15 protein-coding genes are annotated in these 16,576 nt (G+C 73.6%); 8 read left to right on the top strand and 7 right to left on the bottom strand.

Translation table 11 applies throughout. The annotated features are described in order from the left end of the window. Window positions 1-4: 4 nt before the first annotated feature. From ACZ4MU_RS24850 to ACZ4MU_RS24825, 6 genes are all read left to right on the top strand, one after another. A complete protein-coding gene (locus ACZ4MU_RS24850; RefSeq protein ID WP_467880525.1) occupies window positions 5-652 on the top strand; it encodes an amino acid ABC transporter permease in 648 nt (215 codons plus the stop codon). Beyond that, window positions 649-1,563 carry an amino acid ABC transporter permease gene (locus tag ACZ4MU_RS24845; protein ID WP_467880522.1) on the top strand — a complete coding sequence of 305 codons (915 nt, stop codon included), beginning with the start codon at window positions 649-651 and terminating at the stop codon, window positions 1,561-1,563. The genes ACZ4MU_RS24850 and ACZ4MU_RS24845 overlap by 4 nt, the downstream gene beginning before the upstream one ends. A 143-nt stretch (window positions 1,564-1,706) precedes the next feature. After that, window positions 1,707-3,311, top strand: coding sequence for an FAD-dependent monooxygenase (locus ACZ4MU_RS24840; protein ID WP_467880519.1), 1,605 nt, complete (start codon window positions 1,707-1,709; stop codon window positions 3,309-3,311). After that, window positions 3,218-3,430 carry a putative leader peptide gene (locus tag ACZ4MU_RS24835; RefSeq protein ID WP_467880516.1) on the top strand — a complete coding sequence of 71 codons (213 nt, stop codon included), beginning with the start codon at window positions 3,218-3,220 and terminating at the stop codon, window positions 3,428-3,430. Before ACZ4MU_RS24840 ends, ACZ4MU_RS24835 begins: the two co-directional genes overlap by 94 nt. Before the next feature lie 79 nt (window positions 3,431-3,509). Further along, window positions 3,510-4,070 carry a cupin domain-containing protein gene (locus ACZ4MU_RS24830; protein WP_467880513.1) on the top strand — a complete coding sequence of 187 codons (561 nt, stop codon included), beginning with the start codon at window positions 3,510-3,512 and terminating at the stop codon, window positions 4,068-4,070. Beyond that, window positions 4,067-4,465, top strand: a complete 399-nt coding sequence (locus ACZ4MU_RS24825; RefSeq protein WP_467880510.1) for a rhodanese-like domain-containing protein — start codon at window positions 4,067-4,069, stop codon at window positions 4,463-4,465. Before ACZ4MU_RS24830 ends, ACZ4MU_RS24825 begins: the two co-directional genes overlap by 4 nt. A 166-nt stretch (window positions 4,466-4,631) precedes the next feature. Here ACZ4MU_RS24825 and recX read toward each other — a convergent pair whose 3' ends face one another. From recX to ACZ4MU_RS24805, 4 genes are all read right to left on the bottom strand, one after another. Then, on the bottom strand, window positions 4,632-5,288 hold the full coding sequence (recX, locus tag ACZ4MU_RS24820) for a recombination regulator RecX (protein ID WP_467880506.1): 657 nt from the start codon (window positions 5,286-5,288) through the stop codon (window positions 4,632-4,634). A gap of 3 nt (window positions 5,289-5,291) precedes the next feature. Further along, the gene (gene recA / locus ACZ4MU_RS24815; protein WP_467880503.1) at window positions 5,292-6,413 is read right to left on the bottom strand and encodes a recombinase RecA; all 1,122 of its coding nucleotides are present in this window, start codon (window positions 6,411-6,413) and stop codon (window positions 5,292-5,294) included. A gap of 232 nt (window positions 6,414-6,645) precedes the next feature. After that, complete coding sequence (locus ACZ4MU_RS24810) at window positions 6,646-8,016, bottom strand: AI-2E family transporter (protein ID WP_467880500.1); 1,371 nt, start codon at window positions 8,014-8,016, stop codon at window positions 6,646-6,648. 52 nt (window positions 8,017-8,068) lie between these two features. Next, the gene (locus tag ACZ4MU_RS24805) at window positions 8,069-8,263 is read right to left on the bottom strand and encodes a DUF3046 domain-containing protein (RefSeq protein ID WP_467880497.1); all 195 of its coding nucleotides are present in this window, start codon (window positions 8,261-8,263) and stop codon (window positions 8,069-8,071) included. A 79-nt stretch (window positions 8,264-8,342) separates the two neighbouring features. Between ACZ4MU_RS24805 and ACZ4MU_RS24800 the strand changes: the two genes are divergently transcribed. Beyond that, a complete protein-coding gene (locus ACZ4MU_RS24800) occupies window positions 8,343-9,293 on the top strand; it encodes a hypothetical protein (protein ID WP_467880494.1) in 951 nt (316 codons plus the stop codon). A 75-nt stretch (window positions 9,294-9,368) separates the two neighbouring features. On the opposite strand, the gene ACZ4MU_RS24795 is transcribed toward ACZ4MU_RS24800, so the two are convergent. From ACZ4MU_RS24795 to ACZ4MU_RS24785, 3 genes are read right to left on the bottom strand one after another with little or no spacing between them, the layout of a single operon-like run. Beyond that, window positions 9,369-9,677 carry an AzlD domain-containing protein gene (locus ACZ4MU_RS24795; RefSeq protein ID WP_358834141.1) on the bottom strand — a complete coding sequence of 103 codons (309 nt, stop codon included), beginning with the start codon at window positions 9,675-9,677 and terminating at the stop codon, window positions 9,369-9,371. Beyond that, a complete protein-coding gene (locus tag ACZ4MU_RS24790) occupies window positions 9,674-10,519 on the bottom strand; it encodes an AzlC family ABC transporter permease (RefSeq protein WP_467880491.1) in 846 nt (281 codons plus the stop codon). Before ACZ4MU_RS24790 ends, ACZ4MU_RS24795 begins: the two co-directional genes overlap by 4 nt. Before the next feature lie 25 nt (window positions 10,520-10,544). Further along, on the bottom strand, window positions 10,545-11,384 hold the full coding sequence (locus ACZ4MU_RS24785) for an AraC family transcriptional regulator (protein WP_467880489.1): 840 nt from the start codon (window positions 11,382-11,384) through the stop codon (window positions 10,545-10,547). A 56-nt stretch (window positions 11,385-11,440) separates the two neighbouring features. Between ACZ4MU_RS24785 and ACZ4MU_RS24780 the strand changes: the two genes are divergently transcribed. Next, entirely contained in the window at window positions 11,441-16,090 is a 4,650-nt protein-coding gene (locus ACZ4MU_RS24780) for an ATP-dependent helicase (RefSeq protein ID WP_467880487.1), read from the top strand. Window positions 16,091-16,576: the final 486 nt, after the last annotated feature.

Genomic DNA, 16,576 nt, shown 5'->3' with positions numbered 1-16,576 from the left:
CCTCATGAACGTACTGCTCGACAACTTCTCGGAATTCCGTGACGGCTTCATAGGAACCGTGGAGATCACCGCCGTCAGTTCGGTCATCGCCCTGGTCCTCGGGCTGCTGCTGGCCGGATTCCGGGTCTCGCCGGTGCCGCCGCTGCGCTTCTTCGGCACCGCCTGGGTGACGCTGCTGCGCAACACCCCGCTGACCCTGCTGTTCCTCGTCTTCTTCTTCGTGGTCCCGGAGATCCTCTTCCCCGGGATGAGCCCCTTCCTGCTGGGTTCGCTCGCCCTCGGCTTCTACACCGCCTCCTTCGTCTGCGAGACGGTCAGGTCCGGCATCAACACCGTCCCGCTGGGCCAGGCCGAGGCCGCCCGCTCGCTCGGGATGTCGTTCACGCAGACCCTCCGCCTGATCGTGCTGCCGCAGGCCACCCGGACCGTCATTCCGCCGCTGAGCTCGATCTTCATCGCGCTCACCAAGAACTCGGCGATCGCCGGCGCCTTCAGCGTCACCGAGCTCTTCGGCTGGCAGAAGCTGATGAGCGACCAGGGTTACGACATCGTCCCCGTCTTCGTCTGGGTCGCCCTGGGCTACCTGGTCGTCACCTTCGCCATCAGCGGCGCCTTCCGTCTGCTGGAGAGCCGTATGGAGGTCGCCCGATGAGCGCCAATGTCCTCTACGACGCCCCGGGCCCCAAGGCCGTCGTACGCAACCGGATCTACGCCGTCCTCGGCTCGCTCGCCATCCTCGCGCTGCTCGCCCTGAGCATCGTGCGGCTGTCGGACAAGGGCCATCTCGCCCCCGAGATGTGGGACATCTTCAACTACTCGGGCATCCGGCAGAACATCGCCGACGGCGTCGTCGCCACCCTGAAGGCCTTCGGCCTGGCGGCGGTCGGCTCGCTGGTCCTCGGCGTCCTGCTCGCGGTCGCGCGCCTCTCCGACCACAAGCCGGTCCGCTGGGCCGCGACCGGCTTCGTCGAGCTGTTCCGGTCGATCCCGCTGCTGATCACGATCTACGCCGTCTGGGTCGGTTTCCTCACCGACTACTCGATGTGGGCGCTGGCGCTCGGCCTGTCGATCTACAACGGCTGCGTCCAGGCCGAGGTGCTGCGCGCGGGTGTCAACTCCGTGCCCAGGGGCCAGCGCGAGGCGGCGTACGCGCTCGGCATGAGCAAGACCCAGGTCATGACCAGCGTGCTCATGCCGCAGGCGGTCCGGGCGATGCTGCCGACGATCATCAGCCAGCTGGTGGTCACCCTCAAGGACACCTCGCTCGGCTTCATCATCCTGTACCCCGAACTGCTCCAGACGGCCCGTCTGATCGCGAGCAACACGCAGGTCAACGGCCAGTACCCGTACGTGTCGACGATCGTCGTCATCGGCGCCATCTACGTGGCGATGTGCATGGCCCTCTCCGGTCTCGCCACCTGGATCGAGCGGCGCGGCAGGCGCGCCAAGACCGGTATCCCCGTGGCCGAGGCGGCCGCCCCGCTGACCGCCGCCGACCCGGTCGGCGCGGTCGCGGGAACGGGCGGCGAAGCCACCGACCGGCGTGACGATACGACAAACTGACGATGTATGAGGCAGTGGCGCTCGCGTCACTGCCTCCGTCACTTGACGCAAGCACCCGCAGTGGGTTGCATACGTTCTGTGATCGTGCACCGGGTCCTCAGCGCCACCTGCCAGTCGTCCCGCCGGGCCCAGGGAGCCACGCCGTGGACCCGGTGATCGTCGTCGGCGCCGGTCCGGTCGGACTCGCGCTCGCCCTCTCCCTCGCCGCCCAGAAGGTGCCCTCCGTCGTCCTGGACGAGCAGCCGGGCGGCGAGGAGCCCCGCCCGGTCCGTACGGCCGTCCTGCGGCCCGACACGGCCGCCTTCGTGGAACGGCTGGGCTGCGCCGCGGTACGCGACGAGGGGGCCCGCTGGACGGGCTGGCGGGGCATGCGGCGCACCGCCCCGCAACGCCAGGTCTCCTTCGGCGACGGCCTCGACGGCGGCCCCTCGCCGGTCCATCTGCCCCAGCACGCCCTCACCCGCGGCCTGCGGGACGCGGCGACCGCCTCCCGGCTCGTCCGGCTGGCGCCCGCGGGCCGTCTGGACGCCCTGGAACAGGACGACGACGGCGTCGCCGCCCACACCACCGGCCCCGACGCCACCTGGTGGCGCGGCAGCTATCTGGTGGGCTGCGACGGCGCGCGCTCCACCGTGCGCAAGCTCCTCGACGTCCGCTTCGCCGGGCGTACGGCGGTGGAGCGCCACGCCGTCGTGGCCCTGCGCACCGAACTCCCCTGGCCCGGCGAGGCGTTGCTGCACCGACTGCCCCCGTGGCGTACCGCGGGAGAGGAGGTGACCGCCCGTCCGCTGCCCGAGGGGGCCTGGCGCATCGACTGGCTGCTGCCCCACCGCGCCGAACTGGTCACCCCGGACGCGCTGATGGGCCGGCTGCGCGACACGCTGGCCGGGTGGTGCGGCACGACTCCCCCGTACGAGCTGCTGGACACCGGTGTGTACACGCTGCACCACCGCCTCGCCCGGCGCTGGCGGGTGCGCCGCGCCTTCCTCGCCGGGGACGCCGCCCATCTGCTGGGCGCCGTGGGCATCCAGGGTCTCGACGAGGGGCTGCGGGACGTCTCCAACCTGGCCTGGAAGCTGGCACAGGCCTGGCACCACGGCGCCTCCGAAGTGCTGCTCGACAGCTACCAGACGGAGCGCCGCGCGAGTGTCGCCGCCCGGCTGCGCGCCGCCGACCAGGCGATGCAGGTGCTGCGCGGCGGCGGAGGGCTGCGCGCGTACCTCCCGGGCGCCGCGCGCGGCCACGACGCGCTGCTCGCCGACGGCCATCTGGGGCGAGGCCCGCTCGGCGCGCCCCCCTCCTACCCGCACTCCCCCCTCGCGCCCCCACCCGCCGAGGCGCACACACCGGTCGGCACGGAAGCGGGCGCACCGGTCGACGACGTCCCGGTCACGGCGCCGGACGGGTCGGTGGTGGCCCTGCGGGACCGGCTGGGCCGGGGCCGGCTCCTGGTGGTCCTGGTGGCGCCCGGCACCGGCGTCTGGGACCGGCGCCACTGGCTGACCGCGGGGGTGATGCCGCGTCTGACGGCCGCGGTCAACAACCTGCCCGCCGAGGCCGAGTTGCTGGTGGCCGAGGCGTATCCGGGAGCGGCGGCCCACACCGTGCTGCTCGTACGCCCCGACGGGCACCTGGTCGCGGCGTTCGCCGGGGTGTGGCCGGGCGAGCTGTACACGGCCGCCGACGCGGTGCGCGGCGGTGCCGTCGTCCACGCGCGCGCGCAGGACCGCACCGCGGACATCAATTGACCCGCCCAGGCGCACATGGTGTACTCCGGAACGTGACCGACACCGATGTGCGCCTGTGGCGGAGGGTCCATATGGACCTCGTCCGCTACGCGGGCTGCGTGTGTCGCCCGTCCTGCTGATTCGCCCCCCTGCTCCTCGCGCCGCCGGGCCGCTGTCCGGCGTACGCGCGCACACGCGAACTCCCCAGGACGGCTCCTCGTGTCATCTTCCACGCACCCCTCCACGCCCAACCCCCACGTCTCCGCCCCCGGTTCCGCCTCCCCCGCCGCGCCGAGCCAGGCGGATCTGCTCGGCTTCGTCCGCCGCACCGCCGCCGACGCCTCGCTCGTCTCCTCCCTGCCGCTCGACCCGCACGGCAGGACCTGGATCCGGCTGGAGGGGCCCGGCGGCAGCGAGGCCTGGCTGATCGGCTGGCCGCCGGGCACCGGCACCGGCTGGCACGACCACGGCGGCTCCCACGGCGCGTTCGCCACGGCGGCCGGAACGCTCACGGAGGACTCCCTGGCCGCCAGGCTGCCGACGGAGGGGTGGAAGACCCTGGAACTCGCCGCGGACATCGACCGTTCACGCAGTGTGGAGACCGGGGACGGGCGGGCCTTCGGACCCCACCATGTGCACGAGGTCAGGAACGAGTCGACGACACAGCACACGATCTCGGTCCACGCCTACTACCCGCCGCTGCCCCTGATCCGGCGCTACAGCCGTACGGGCGCGCTGCTGCGGCTCGAGCACGTCGAGCGCCCGGAGGACTGGCAGTGAGCGGACGCCCGGTGGGCATCGACGAGTTGCTGGACCGCGTCCGCGAGGGCCTGGACCGCGTCGGGCCGCGGGAGGCGCACCACGCCGCGCGGGCGGGCGAGGCGCTCCTGGTCGACATCCGGTACGCGGCGCTGCGCGAGCGCGACGGCCTGATCCCGGGGGCGCTCGTCGTCGAGCGCAATGAGCTGGAGTGGCGGCTCGACCCACGGGGCAGCCACCGCGCCCCGGAGGCCACCAGCCACGACCTGCGGATCGTGGTGATCTGCAACGAGGGCTACGCCTCGTCCCTCGCGGCGGCCTCCCTGCACCAGCTGGGGCTGCACCGGGCTACGGACCTGGTCGGCGGATTCCAGGCGTGGCGCGCGGAGGGGCTGCCGGTGACGGCACCCGTGTGAGGGCCGCTGCCGGTCGGCGGGTGAACGCCTGCGACCGGCGGCCCCGCTCTCTGCCCCAGCGGCACACCTCGTCGGCGCGGCCGCCGGAACGCCCCGCCACGACGTCCGGGTCCGTACGCCCCCGTCCGTACGCCCGATCCGACCCGTGTCCGTCCTGTCCGTTCCCTCAGAACGTCTCGTAGAGGTCGTCCGCCGTTTCGCCCTCGGCCTCCAGGGCCTGGCGGACGACCCTCAGGGCCATGCCTTCCGGGTAGCCCTTGCGGGCCAGCATCCCGGCGAGGCGGCGGATGCGGCGGTCGCGGTCCAGGCCCCGGGTGGAGCGGAGCTTGCGGGCCACCAGCTCCCGCGCGGTCTCCTCCTCCTGGTCGGAGTCGAGCTGCCCGACGGCCTCGTCGACGACCGCCGAGTCCACACCCTTGGTCCGGAGCTCCCGGGCGAGCGCCCGGCGCGCCAGGCCGCGCCCGTGGTGGCGGGACTCGACCCAGGCGTCCGCGAACGCCGCGTCGTTGATCAGTCCCACCTCCTCGAAGCGGGAGAGGACCTCCTCGGCGACCTCGTCGGGGATCTCGCGCTTCTTGAGGGCGTCGGCCAGTTGCTTACGGGTCCGGGGCGCCCCGGTGAGCAGGCGCAGGCAGATCGCCCGCGCCCGCTCGGCCGGGTCCTGCGGCGCCGGGTCCTTCTCGGCCCCCGGCGAGCCGGCACCGTCGCCGAATCCCTCCGGGCCGGCCCGTCGGGAGCCGGCCCGCTTCGGGCCCGGCCGCGCGGACCGGGCCCGGTCGGGGCCCGGCCCGTCCGGCTCGGCCCATTCGGTCCTGCGTGTCATGGTCTAGCTCTTGGCAGCGGCGGCCTTGGCCGTCTTGGCCTTGGTGGCCGGGGCGGGCACGGATGCCGCCTCCGCCTCCGGGGCCGCACCGGCCGCGTCCGCGCCGGGCTCTGCCTTCGGCTCCTCCGGCCGGACGCCGACGCCCAGCTTCTCCTTGATCTTCTTCTCGATCTCGTTGGCGAGGTCGGGGTTGTCCTTCAGGAAATTGCGGGCGTTCTCCTTGCCCTGGCCGAGCTGGTCGCCCTCGTACGTGTACCAGGCGCCGGCCTTGCGGACGAAGCCGTGCTCGACGCCCATGTCGATCAGGCCGCCCTCACGGCTGATGCCCTGGCCGTAGAGGATGTCGAACTCGGCCTGCTTGAAGGGCGGCGCGACCTTGTTCTTGACGACCTTGACGCGGGTGCGGTTGCCGACCGCGTCGGTGCCGTCCTTCAGGGTCTCGATACGGCGGATGTCCAGGCGCACCGAGGCGTAGAACTTCAGGGCGCGGCCACCGGTGGTGGTCTCCGGCGAGCCGAACATCACACCGATCTTCTCGCGGAGCTGGTTGATGAAGATCGCGGTGGTCTTGGACTGGTTCAGCGCGCTGGTGATCTTCCGGAGCGCCTGGCTCATCAGACGGGCCTGGAGGCCCACGTGGGAGTCGCCCATCTCACCCTCGATCTCCGCGCGCGGCACCAGGGCCGCGACGGAGTCGATGACGATCAGGTCGAGCGCGCCCGAGCGCACCAGCATGTCGACGATCTCCAGAGCCTGCTCGCCGTTGTCCGGCTGGGACAGGATCAGGTTGTCGATGTCGACGCCGAGCTTCTTCGCGTACTCGGGGTCCAGGGCGTGCTCGGCGTCCACGAAGGCCACCTGGCCGCCGGCCTTCTGCGCGTTCGCCACCGCGTGCAGGGTCAGGGTCGTCTTGCCGGAGGACTCCGGGCCGTAGACCTCCACCACGCGGCCGCGCGGCAGACCGCCCACGCCGAGCGCCACGTCGAGCGCGGTCGACCCGGTGGGGATGACCTCGATGGGCTCATTCGGCCGCTCGCCCAGGCGCATCACCGCGCCCTTGCCGAATTGCCGTTCAATCTGTGCGAGCGCGGCGTCGAGCGCCTTCTCGCGGTCGGTTCCTGCCATGGGTTCCACCCGGTTTGCTTGAGTCGATCGCTTCACGTCAAAGACGCTAACCCCTGCCACTGACAATGGGCCCCCGAGTCCCTCCCGCCTGTGGATAACCCCCACCGGAAACCCGGCGGAACCCAGGTGAACCCAGGGCCGCGCTTCCATATGAATGGATGTTCGATTTTGGTGTCAAGCGCACCACGCGGCCCGCGCCCGGGCATCGCGACGGCGTCCCGGGGGCGGGCGGCTACTGTGCCCGGTTCCCGCGCAGCGCCCGCCGCAGGCGCACCAGGGCGGAGTCCCCGGCCCGCTCGCGCCGGCCGTGGACGCGCGGGTCGTCCATCACGTCGTACCGCTTCACATAGGCGCCCAGGAACGCCTGGAGCGTCGCCACCGCGGGGATCGCGATCAGCGCGCCGACCGCCCCCATCAGGGCGGTACCCGCGATGACCGAGCCGAAGGCGACCGCGGGGTGGATGTCGACCGTCTTGGCGGTGAGCTTGGGCTGGAGCACGTAGTTCTCGAACTGCTGGTAGATCACCACGAAGCCGAGCACCCACACCGCGTACCAGGGGTCGACGGTGAAGGCGATCAGCATGGGCAGCGCGCCCGCCAGATACGTGCCGATGGTCGGGATGAACTGGGAGACCAGCCCCACCCAGACCGCGAGCACCGGGGCGTACGGCACGCCCAGGATCTGCAGCAGGACGTAGTGCGCGACCCCGGAGACGAGCGCCATCAGGCCGCGCGAGTAGAGGTAGCCGCCGGTCTTGTCGACCGCGAGCTCCCAGGCGCGCAGCACCTCGGCCTGGCGGGACGGCGGCAGCAGGGAGCAGACCGTGCGCCGCAGCCGGGGCCCGTCGGCCGCGAAGTAGAACGAGAACAGGAAGATCGTCAGCAGTCGGAAGAGGCCGCCCAGGACGGTGGCCGAGACGTCGAGCACACCGCTCGCGCTGTTCTGCACGTACTTCTGGAGCCAGTCCGAGTGCAGCAGGCTGTCCTGCACCTCGACCCGGGAGAGTTCGGTGTGGAAGTTCTGGTTGACCCAGCTGATCACCGAGTCGAGGTACTTGGGGAAGTGCTCGACCATGTCGACGATCTGGCCCGCCAGCATCGAGCCGAGCAGCACGATGAACCCGGCCGTCACGAGGAAGACCGCGAAGAAGACGATGAAGGTGGCGAGGCCCCGGCGCATCCCGCGAGCCGACATCCGCCCGACGGCCGGTTCCACCGCCAGGGCGAGGAAGAACGAGATCAGCACATTGATGAGCAGCCCGATGAGCTGGTGGAACGCCCAGTTGCCGAGCTGGAAGCAGGCGTAGAGCGCGAGCGCGAGCACCATGGCGCGCGGCAGCCACCGGGGCATGCGCACGGCGCCGCCGGTCCCGGGCACGGCGGGCGGCGGTCCGGCGGTCCCGCCGCCCGGAGCCGCCCCGGGCGCGGTGGGGACGTCACCCGCGCCCGCGTGCGGGGCCGCGCCCCCGGCCTCGGGCGGGCGCCCGCTCGCGGAACGCGCCCCGCTCGCGGAACGCGCCTCTCCGCCGGGTCCTCGGTCGTCCCGGGCCGGGCCGTCGGCCGGGCGGTCTGTCTGGGTGTCGCTCTCGTCAGTGGGTGCCACACGGCAAGTCTCGCCCATGCCCCGCACAGCGCGGGCCGTCAGCCCCGGATCGTCACCGCTTGTGCGCGGGCACGTCCATGGCGGCGCACACCGCCCGCCAGACGTCCTTGGTCTCCCAGCCCGCGTCGAGCGCCTCGTGCACGGTGCGATGGCCGAGCTCGGCGATCACGTGGTCGCGCGCGAAGGAGTCGGCGTAGGCGGCGCCGAAGTGCTCGGCCATCCGCTCCCAGAAAATCGTCAACCGCATGACACCAGTATCCCGCCCCTGAGAGTGCAGCCGAGGCCGTCCGGCTCGCGCGCGGCGCCGCGCGCCCTACGGTCGGACCATGGCCGGATCCGGAACATCACCCGCGACTGTCCGCACGTCGCGCGCGCCCCGCACACCGCTCGCCCGAGCCGAGCACTTCGTGTGGCTGACGGCCCGTGTGCTGGAGCAGCGGCGGTTCGCGCACCACTTCCTCGGCGGCGGCGCCGACCCCGTGGAGACCGCACTCGCCGCCTACCAGAACGACGACGGGGGCTACGGGCACGCGCTGGAGCCCGATCTGCGCGGCCCCGTCAGCCAGCCGCTGCACACCGCGCACGCGCTGCGCGTCCTGGACTCCGTCGCGCGCGTGAGCGGCCGGGGGACGGAACGGGTCTGCGGCTATCTGACGGCGGTCTCGACGCGGGACGGCGCCCTGCCCGCGCTGCACCCGTCGGCGCGCGGCTACCCCGTCGCGCCCTTCGTGCGGATCGTCGACGACCCGCCCAGCGAACTGCTGGCCACCGGCCCGGTGGTCGGGCTGCTCCACCGCAACGAGGTGTGGCACGCCTGGCTCTTCCGGGCCACGGACTTCTGCTGGGCGGCCGTCGACGCCCTGGAGAAGTCGCACCCGTACGAGATCGAGGCGGCGGTCGCCTTCCTGGACGGGGTGCCGGACCGCGCGCGGGCCGAGGCGGCGGCGGCCCGGCTCGGGCGCCTGGTGCGCGAGCAGCGGCTGGCGGTGCTCGATCCGGACCGGCTCGGGGACTTCCCGGTCGCGCCCGGATACGCCCCGGCCGAGCACCACTTCCCGCACGACTACGCGCGCGTACCGCAATCCCTGGCCCGCCGCTGGTTCACGGACGAGGAGATGGCGCGCTCGCTCGACCACCTCGCGGCCGAGCAGCGGGAGGACGGCGGCTGGCCGATCCACTGGCGCGAGTGGGCGCCGGGCACCGCTCTGGAGTGGCGGCCGGTCGTGACGATCGAGGCGCTGCGGACCCTGCGCGCGCACGGCCGCGCGATCGACTGAGGCGGAGCTCCGGAACACCCGCCCGCCCCGGTACGGGACGGGCGGACGCCTCGCGTACGGACCTCGGGGACGCCCTCAGCCGCCCAGGGCCCGCACCGCGGCGGTCACCAGGACGGCGGCGGCGACGATGACCAGGAAGGGGGCGCGCAGCATCAGGGCGACGGCCGCGGCCGCCAGCCCCGCTCCCCTGGCGTCGAGGACCAGGGCGTGGCCGCTGCTGAAGGTCTGCTGGGCGGTGAGGGCGGCCAGCAGGGCGACCGGGAGCAGGGCGGCGAGCCGTCGCACCAGGGGCCGCTCCAACGCCCCGGCGGGGACCAGGAGGCCGAGGAGCTTGACCAGGTAGCAACTGACGGCGGTGGCGGCGATGGCGAGCCAGATGTTCAACGCCCCGCCCCCTTCGTGGAGTTCCCGCCGGCCGGAGCGGAGTCCGGGCCGGTCCCGCCGCTCTTCTTCGCCGCGTCCGCGCGCCCCTTCAGGAACAGCACGACGGGCGCGGCGAGGGCGGCCACCAGGACCGGCGCCCCGGCGGGCAGCACCGGCAGGAGGCCCAGGGCCAGCAGGACCGCGAGCCCGGCGGTGATCCGTTCCGTGGCGGTGGTGAGCATCGGCGCCAGCAGTGCCAGGAAGACGGCGGGGCTCGCCGCGTCCAGCCCCCACGCGTCCGTGTCCCCGATCGCCTCCGCGCCTAGGGCCCCGGCCAGGGTCGTCAGGTTCCACAGCACATAGAGCGTGAGTCCGGTGACGGTGAAGCCGATCCGCGCGGCCCGCCGGGTGGGCTGGGCGAGGGTCACGGCGGTCGTCTCGTCGATGACCCACTGGGCGGCGAGGGGCCGCACCGCGCGCGGGAGCGCGAGCAGCTGCGACAGCCGCAGTCCGTAGAAGGCGTTGCGTACGCCCAGGAAGAAGGCTCCGGCCGCCGCGGTGAACGGGTTGCCGCCCGCCGCGAGCGCCCCCACCAGGGCGAACTGCGAGGCGCCGGTGAAGACCAGAAGGCTGAGCGCGCACGTCTGAAGGAGGGTGAGTCCCGAGCCCGCCGAGGTCACCCCGAAGGCGAAGCCGGAGAGCCCGACGGCGATGCCGACGCCGAGGGCGTCCCTGACCACGGCGGAGTCGGGCTTGTGCTCGCCCGCGACGGCGGGGTCCGGCCCGGCACCCCTGCCGGGGGAGCTTTCGGACCCCGCGTCCTCGGGGCGTATGTCTGGGAATGCTGACTGTTCTCCTGCCACGTCCCGGACGCTACGCGGGGAGGGCTTACGCGTTCTTGTACGTTCTTGCGCGCTCCCTGCGGTACACCCCCGGCGTCACGCCCACGATGCGGGTGAAGTGGCGGTTGAGGTGCGGCTGGTCGGTGAAGCCCACGGCCACGGCGGCCTCCGCGGGCGCTGTCCCGGCCTCCAGGAGCAGCCTGGCGCGCCGGACGCGCTCGCCGGTGAGCCAGGTGTGCGGGGGCAGTCCGTAGGCGCCCTTGAAGGCGCGCAGCAGGGCGAACGGGCTGGTCCCGAGGCCGTGGGCGAGCCGCTCCAGGGACGGCGGGTCGGTGAGGCGCTCCTCCAGGAGGGCCCGGGCGGCCGCAGCCGTTCGGGCGCCCGCCGATCCGGTGGTGCGCGCGGGCAGGGAGCGTCCGTGGCGGCGCAGCAGCCGGGCGACGACGATGCGGAACACCGTGTCGGCGGCGAGCGCGTTACCCTGTTCGGCCGCCCGGTGCACCTCGTGGATGAGCAGCGCGGTGTCCGGGTCCTCGACGATGGTCTCGGCGAACCCCACGCTCCCGCGCAGGGTGGTGACCTCGGCGGCGAGGTCGGCTATGAGCCGCGAGGACGGGTAGAGCGTGGCGTACGTCCAGCCCTCGGGGACACCGGCGTGGGCCGAGTGCGGCACCTCGGGGTTGATCATGACAACAGTGCCCGGGCGCGCCCGTACGGTCTCGCCGGGCAGCACGACGTCCTCGATCCCGCCGCGCACCGCGCCGAGGACGAAGCCCTCGTGGCTGTGGCGGGAGAAGGAGTGGCTGACGTAGCGGGCGTGCAGCAGTTCGAGGCCCGGCAGCCCCGGGTACCGCCAGTGCCGTGCCCACTCCTCGGCCGCGCTCATATCCGTATTCTCGCAGCTCCGGGCCATTGTCAGTGGGTGGGTGCACGATGGGGACCATGGCAAGGACAGCGCTGGACTCCTTCTCTCCCGCGACCAGGAGCTGGTTCACGGGTGCCTTCACCGCGCCCACGGCCGCTCAGGAAGGGGCCTGGCGGGCGATCTCCGAGGGGTCGGACGTGCTGGTGGTGGCGCCGACCGGCTCGGGCAAGACCCTCGCCGCGTTCCTGGCCGCGCTGGACGGGCTGGCCGCCGCTCCACCGCCCGCCGAGCCGAAGAAGCGCTGCCGCGTGCTGTACGTGTCGCCGCTGAAGGCGCTGGCGGTGGACGTCGAGCGCAATCTGCGTTCCCCGCTCACCGGCATCCGCCAGGAATCGGTGCGCCTGGGGCTGCCGGAGCCGGAGGTGCGGGTGGGGATCCGGTCCGGTGACACCCCGCCCGCCGAGCGCCGCGCCATGTCGACCCGGCCGCCGGACATCCTGATCACCACCCCCGAATCGCTGTTCCTGATGCTCACGTCCTCCGCGCGCGAGGCGCTGTCGGGCGTGGAGACGGTGATCCTGGACGAGGTGCACGCGGTGGCGGGCACCAAGCGCGGAGCCCATCTGGCCCTGTCCCTGGAGCGGTTGGACGAGCTGCTGGCCCGGCCGGCCCGCCGGATCGGCCTGTCGGCGACCGTCCGCCCGGTGGACGAGGTGGCGCGCTTTTTGTCGCCGCAGCGCAAGGTGGAGATCGTCCAGCCGCGCTCCGCCAAGGAGTTCGACCTGTCGGTGGTCGTGCCGGTGGAGGATCTGGGCGAGCTGGGCGGCGCCCCTGCGGCCGACGCGGCCGAGGGCGCGGAGAAGCCCTCGATCTGGCCGCATGTGGAGGAGCGCATCGTCGACCTGGTGCAGGCGCACCGCTCGACGATCGTCTTCGCCAACTCCCGCCGGCTCGCCGAGCGGCTGTGCAACCGGCTCAACGAGATCGCGCACGAGCGGGCCACGGCCGCCGCGCTGGAGGCGGGCGAGTCCGTCGTGCCGCTGGGGGAGGCCCACTCCCCCGCCGAGGTGATGGCCCAGTCGGGAGCGGCCAAGGGCGCGCCGCCCGTCCTCGCGCGCGCCCATCACGGCTCGGTCTCCAAGGAGCAGCGCTCCCTGGTCGAGGAGGACCTCAAGGCGGGCCGGCTGCCCGCCGTGGTCGCCACCTCCAGCCTGGAGCTGGGCATCGACATGGGCGCGGTGGACCTGGTCGTCCAGGTCGAGTCGCCGCCCTCGGTCGCCTCCGGCCTCCAGCGGGTGGGCCGCGCCGGCCACCAGGTGGGCGCCGTCTCCACGGGAGTGGTCTTCCCCAAGTACCGGGGCGATCTGGTGCAGTCGGCGGTGGTGACCGAGCGGATGCGTTCGGGAGCCATCGAGTCGCTGCGGATCCCGTCCAACCCCCTGGACGTCCTGGCCCAGCAACTGGTCGCGATGACGGCGCTGGACAGCTGGCAGGCGGACGACCTGCTGGCCCTGGTCCGCCGGGCGGCTCCCTTCGCGGCCCTTCCGGAGTCGGCGTTCACGGCCGTCCTGGACATGCTGGCGGGCCGCTATCCCTCGGACGCCTTCGCCGAGCTGCGCCCGCGCGTGGTCTGGGACCGCGTGGCGGGTACGGTCACGGGCCGCCCCGGCGCGCAGCGCCTGGCGGTGACGTCCGGCGGCACCATCCCGGACCGCGGCCTCTTCGGCGTCTTCCTCGCCGGATCCGACCCCAAGAAGGGCGGCGGCCGGGTCGGCGAGCTCGACGAGGAGATGGTCTACGAGTCGCGCGTGGGCGATGTGTTCACGCTGGGCACCACGTCCTGGCGGATCGAGGACATCACCCGCGACCGCGTACTGGTCTCCCCCGCCCCCGGTGTGCCGGGCAGGCTGCCCTTCTGGAAGGGCGACCAGCTGGGCCGCCCGCTCGAACTGGGGCGCGCGCTGGGCGCGTTCCTGCGCGAGGTCGGCTCCCTCAGCGCCGAGGACGCGCGGCTTCGGCTGCTGAGCGCGGGCCTGGACGCCTGGGCCGCGGACAACGTGATCGCCTACCTCGACGAGCAGCGCCGCGCCTGCGGCCATGTCCCCGACGACCGCACGATCCTCGTCGAGCGGTTCCGCGACGAGCTGGGCGACTGGCGGGTCGTCATCCACTCCCCCTTCGGCGCCCAGGTGCACGCGCCCTGGGCACTGGCCCTCGGCGCCCGCCTCGCCGAGCGGTACGGGATGGACGCCCAGGTGATGCACGCCGACGACGGCATCGTGCTGCGGCTGCCCGACGCCGATCTGATGGGCCTCGACCTGCTCGACCGGGACCCGGGCCACCTGGACTCGACGTTCGACAGCGAGCAGGCACCGGTCGGCGCCGCGGACGCCGTCTTCGACAAGGGCGAGATCGAGCAGATCGTCACCGAGCAGGTCGGCGGCTCGGCGCTGTTCGCCGCCCGCTTCCGTGAGTGCGCCGCGCGCGCGTTGCTGCTGCCGCGGCGCAACCCCGGCAAGCGGACCCCGCTGTGGCAACAGCGCCAGCGCGCGGCCCAACTGCTCCAGGTGGCGAGCGAGTTCGGCTCGTTCCCGATCGTCCTGGAGGCCGTCCGCGAGTGCCTCCAGGACGTCTTCGACGTACCGGGTCTGACCGAGCTGATGGGCGACCTGGAGGCCCGCCGGGTCCGCCTTGTCGAGGTGACCACGCCCGAGCCGTCGCCCTTCGCGCGTTCGCTGCTCTTCGGCTACGTCGCCCAGTTCCTGTACGAGGGCGACTCGCCGCTGGCCGAGCGGCGGGCCGCCGCCCTCTCGCTCGACTCGCATCTGCTGGCGGAGCTGCTCGGCCAGGCGGAGCTGCGCGAGCTGCTGGACGCGGAGGTCCTCACCGAGCTGGAGCAGGAGCTCCAGTGGCTCACCGAGGACCGCCGCGTCAAGGACATGGAGGGCGTCGCCGACCTGCTGCGGGTCCTGGGCCCGCTGACGGACGAGGAGCTGGTCGCGCGCGGGGCCGAGGCACAGTGGTCCCAGGAGCTCGCGTCCGCCCGCCGCGCCATCCGGGTCCGGCTCGGCGGCGCCGAGCACTGGGCGGCGATCGAGGACGCCGGCCGGCTGCGCGACGCGCTGGGCACGGCGCTGCCGGTCGGCGTGCCCGAGGCGTTCATGGAGCCGGTCAAGGACCCCCTCGGCGACCTCCTGTCACGGTACGCGCGCACGCACGGCCCGTTCACCTCGGCCACGGCCGCCGCCCGGTTCGGCCTCGGCACGGCCGTCACCGAGGGCGCGCTGCAACGGCTGGGGGCGAGCGGACGGGTGGTGCAGGGCGAGTTCCACCCGGCGGGGCTCGGGCAGGAGTGGTGCGACGCGACGGTGCTGCGCAGGCTGCGGCGCCGTTCCCTGGCGGCGCTGCGCCACGAGCTCGAACCGGTACCACCCGCGGCCCTTGCCACCTTCCTGCCCCAGTGGCAGCACCTGGGGAGCAACAGCCTGCGCGGTATCGACGGACTGGCCCGGGCCGTCGAGCAGTTGCAGGGCGCCGCCGTGCCCGCGTCTGCCCTGGAGAAGCTGGTGCTGCCGTCCCGGATCTCCGACTACGGACCGGGCATGCTCGACGAGCTCACCACCACCGGCGAGGTCCTGTGGGCCGGGGCGGGCGCCCTTCCGGGCAAGGACGGCTGGGTCTCGCTGTTCCTCGCGGACGCGGCGCCCCTGCTGCTTCCGGCGCCGCACCCCCTGGAGCTCACCGCGCTGCACGAGTCGGTGCTGACCGCCCTCGCTCCCGGGTACGGGCTGTTCTTCCGCCAGATCGCCGACCAGGTCCGCGCGACCACGCACCCGGAGGCGACCGACCTCCAGCTGGCCGACGCCGTGTGGGACCTGGCGTGGTCGGGGCGGCTCACCAACGACACGCTGGCGCCCCTGCGGGCGCTGCTGGGATCGGGCCGCACCGCCGGGTCCACGGCGCACCGGGCCAAGCGGACCGTTCCGCGCGGGCGGTACGGGTCGCTGACGGCGGCGGCGCGGTCCGCCTCGCGCACCGGGCCGCCGACGGTGTCGGGGCGCTGGTCCCTGCTGCCCGCCCGCGAGCCGGACCCCACGCACCGGGCGCACGCCCTGGCCCGGACGCTCCTCGACCGCCATGGTGTGGTCACCCGGGGCGCCGTCGCGGCCGAGGGGGTCGAGGGCGGCTTCTCGGCCACGTACCGCATCCTGGCGGCGTTCGAGGACAGCGGGCAGGCGCGGCGGGGCTATGTGGTCGAGGGGCTGGGGGCGGCCCAGTTCGCGATGGACGGGGCGGTGGACCGGCTGCGGGCGGCGGCCACCGCGCGCGACCGCGCGGAGGCGCGCCCGGTGCCGCGGGGGGTGGTGCTGGCGGCGGCAGACCCCGCCAACGCGTACGGGGCGGCTCTTCCCTGGCCAGAGCCGCCGTCGGGGGCCGGGCACAAGCCGGGCCGCAAGGCGGGGTCGATGGTGGTCCTGGTCGACGGTGAGCTCACGCTCTACATGGAGCGCGGCGGCAAGTCCCTGCTCGTCTGGCCGTCCGAGCCCGACGATCCGGCGCTGCTGGCGGCGGTGGAGTCGCTGGCGGGTGCGGCTCGGGCGGGGCGGCTGGGGACGGTGATGCTGGAGCGGGTCAACGGCGAGGCCGCGCTCACGGCGCCGATGGCGGGGGCGCTGGAGGGGGCGGGGTTCGTGCCTACGCCGCGGGGGTTGCGTTTGCGGCCTTGATCCCCCACCCCGCCCCTTCCCCAAACCCCTCCGGGGGCGGGGTGGGGTGGGGGTGGGGGTGGGTGAAGATTCCCCCGGGGCCAAGCCACGGGCGCTGCGGGCTACGCCCAGGACCACGCTTTCGTCTGCGGACCGTGCTGGGCCGCTCGCGCAGTTCCCCGCGCCCCTGAGGGGTTCCGCCGCCCCCGGGAACCGACGCTCGGCCCGAACTTCTAAAGGCCGCAAGAAACCGCACGAGCAGCCCCCAGCGCCCCACAGACGAACAGAACGGTTCACCGCGAGGCACAGGGGCCCCAGCGCCACCCCCACAGACCCACCAACCCCAAGGGGCGCGAGGAACTGCGCAACCAGCCCCCACCACCCCGCAGCCCAACACAACCCAGACACCGCCGCCCCCACCCCACCCCCAGGGGCGCGGGGAACTGCGCAAACAACCCCCACCACCCCACAGACGCACCCACCCGCAAAGCCCCGCCCCCAGCCCGC

The sequence above is a fragment of the Streptomyces sp. NPDC026377 genome (assembly GCF_055567715.1).
Note: the sequence above shows the minus strand (reverse complement) of the source record. Positions and strands in the feature narration are given on the sequence as shown.

Bases quoted from the DNA above. Each gene is read 5' to 3' on its own strand.
- ACZ4MU_RS24850 (WP_467880525.1), top strand. From the start codon at position 5: ATGAACGTACTGCTCGACAACTTCTCGGAATTCCGTGACGGCTTCATA.
- ACZ4MU_RS24845 (WP_467880522.1), top strand. From the start codon at position 649: ATGAGCGCCAATGTCCTCTACGACGCCCCGGGCCCCAAGGCCGTCGTA.
- recX (WP_467880506.1), bottom strand. From the start codon at position 5,288: ATGACACGCAGGACCGAATGGGCCGAGCCGGACGGGCCGGGCCCCGAC.
- recA (WP_467880503.1), bottom strand. From the start codon at position 6,413: ATGGCAGGAACCGACCGCGAGAAGGCGCTCGACGCCGCGCTCGCACAG.
- ACZ4MU_RS24805 (WP_467880497.1), bottom strand. From the start codon at position 8,263: ATGCGGTTGACGATTTTCTGGGAGCGGATGGCCGAGCACTTCGGCGCC.
- ACZ4MU_RS24800 (WP_467880494.1), top strand. From the start codon at position 8,343: ATGGCCGGATCCGGAACATCACCCGCGACTGTCCGCACGTCGCGCGCG.
- ACZ4MU_RS24785 (WP_467880489.1), bottom strand. From the start codon at position 11,384: ATGAGCGCGGCCGAGGAGTGGGCACGGCACTGGCGGTACCCGGGGCTG.
- ACZ4MU_RS24780 (WP_467880487.1), top strand. From the start codon at position 11,441: ATGGCAAGGACAGCGCTGGACTCCTTCTCTCCCGCGACCAGGAGCTGG.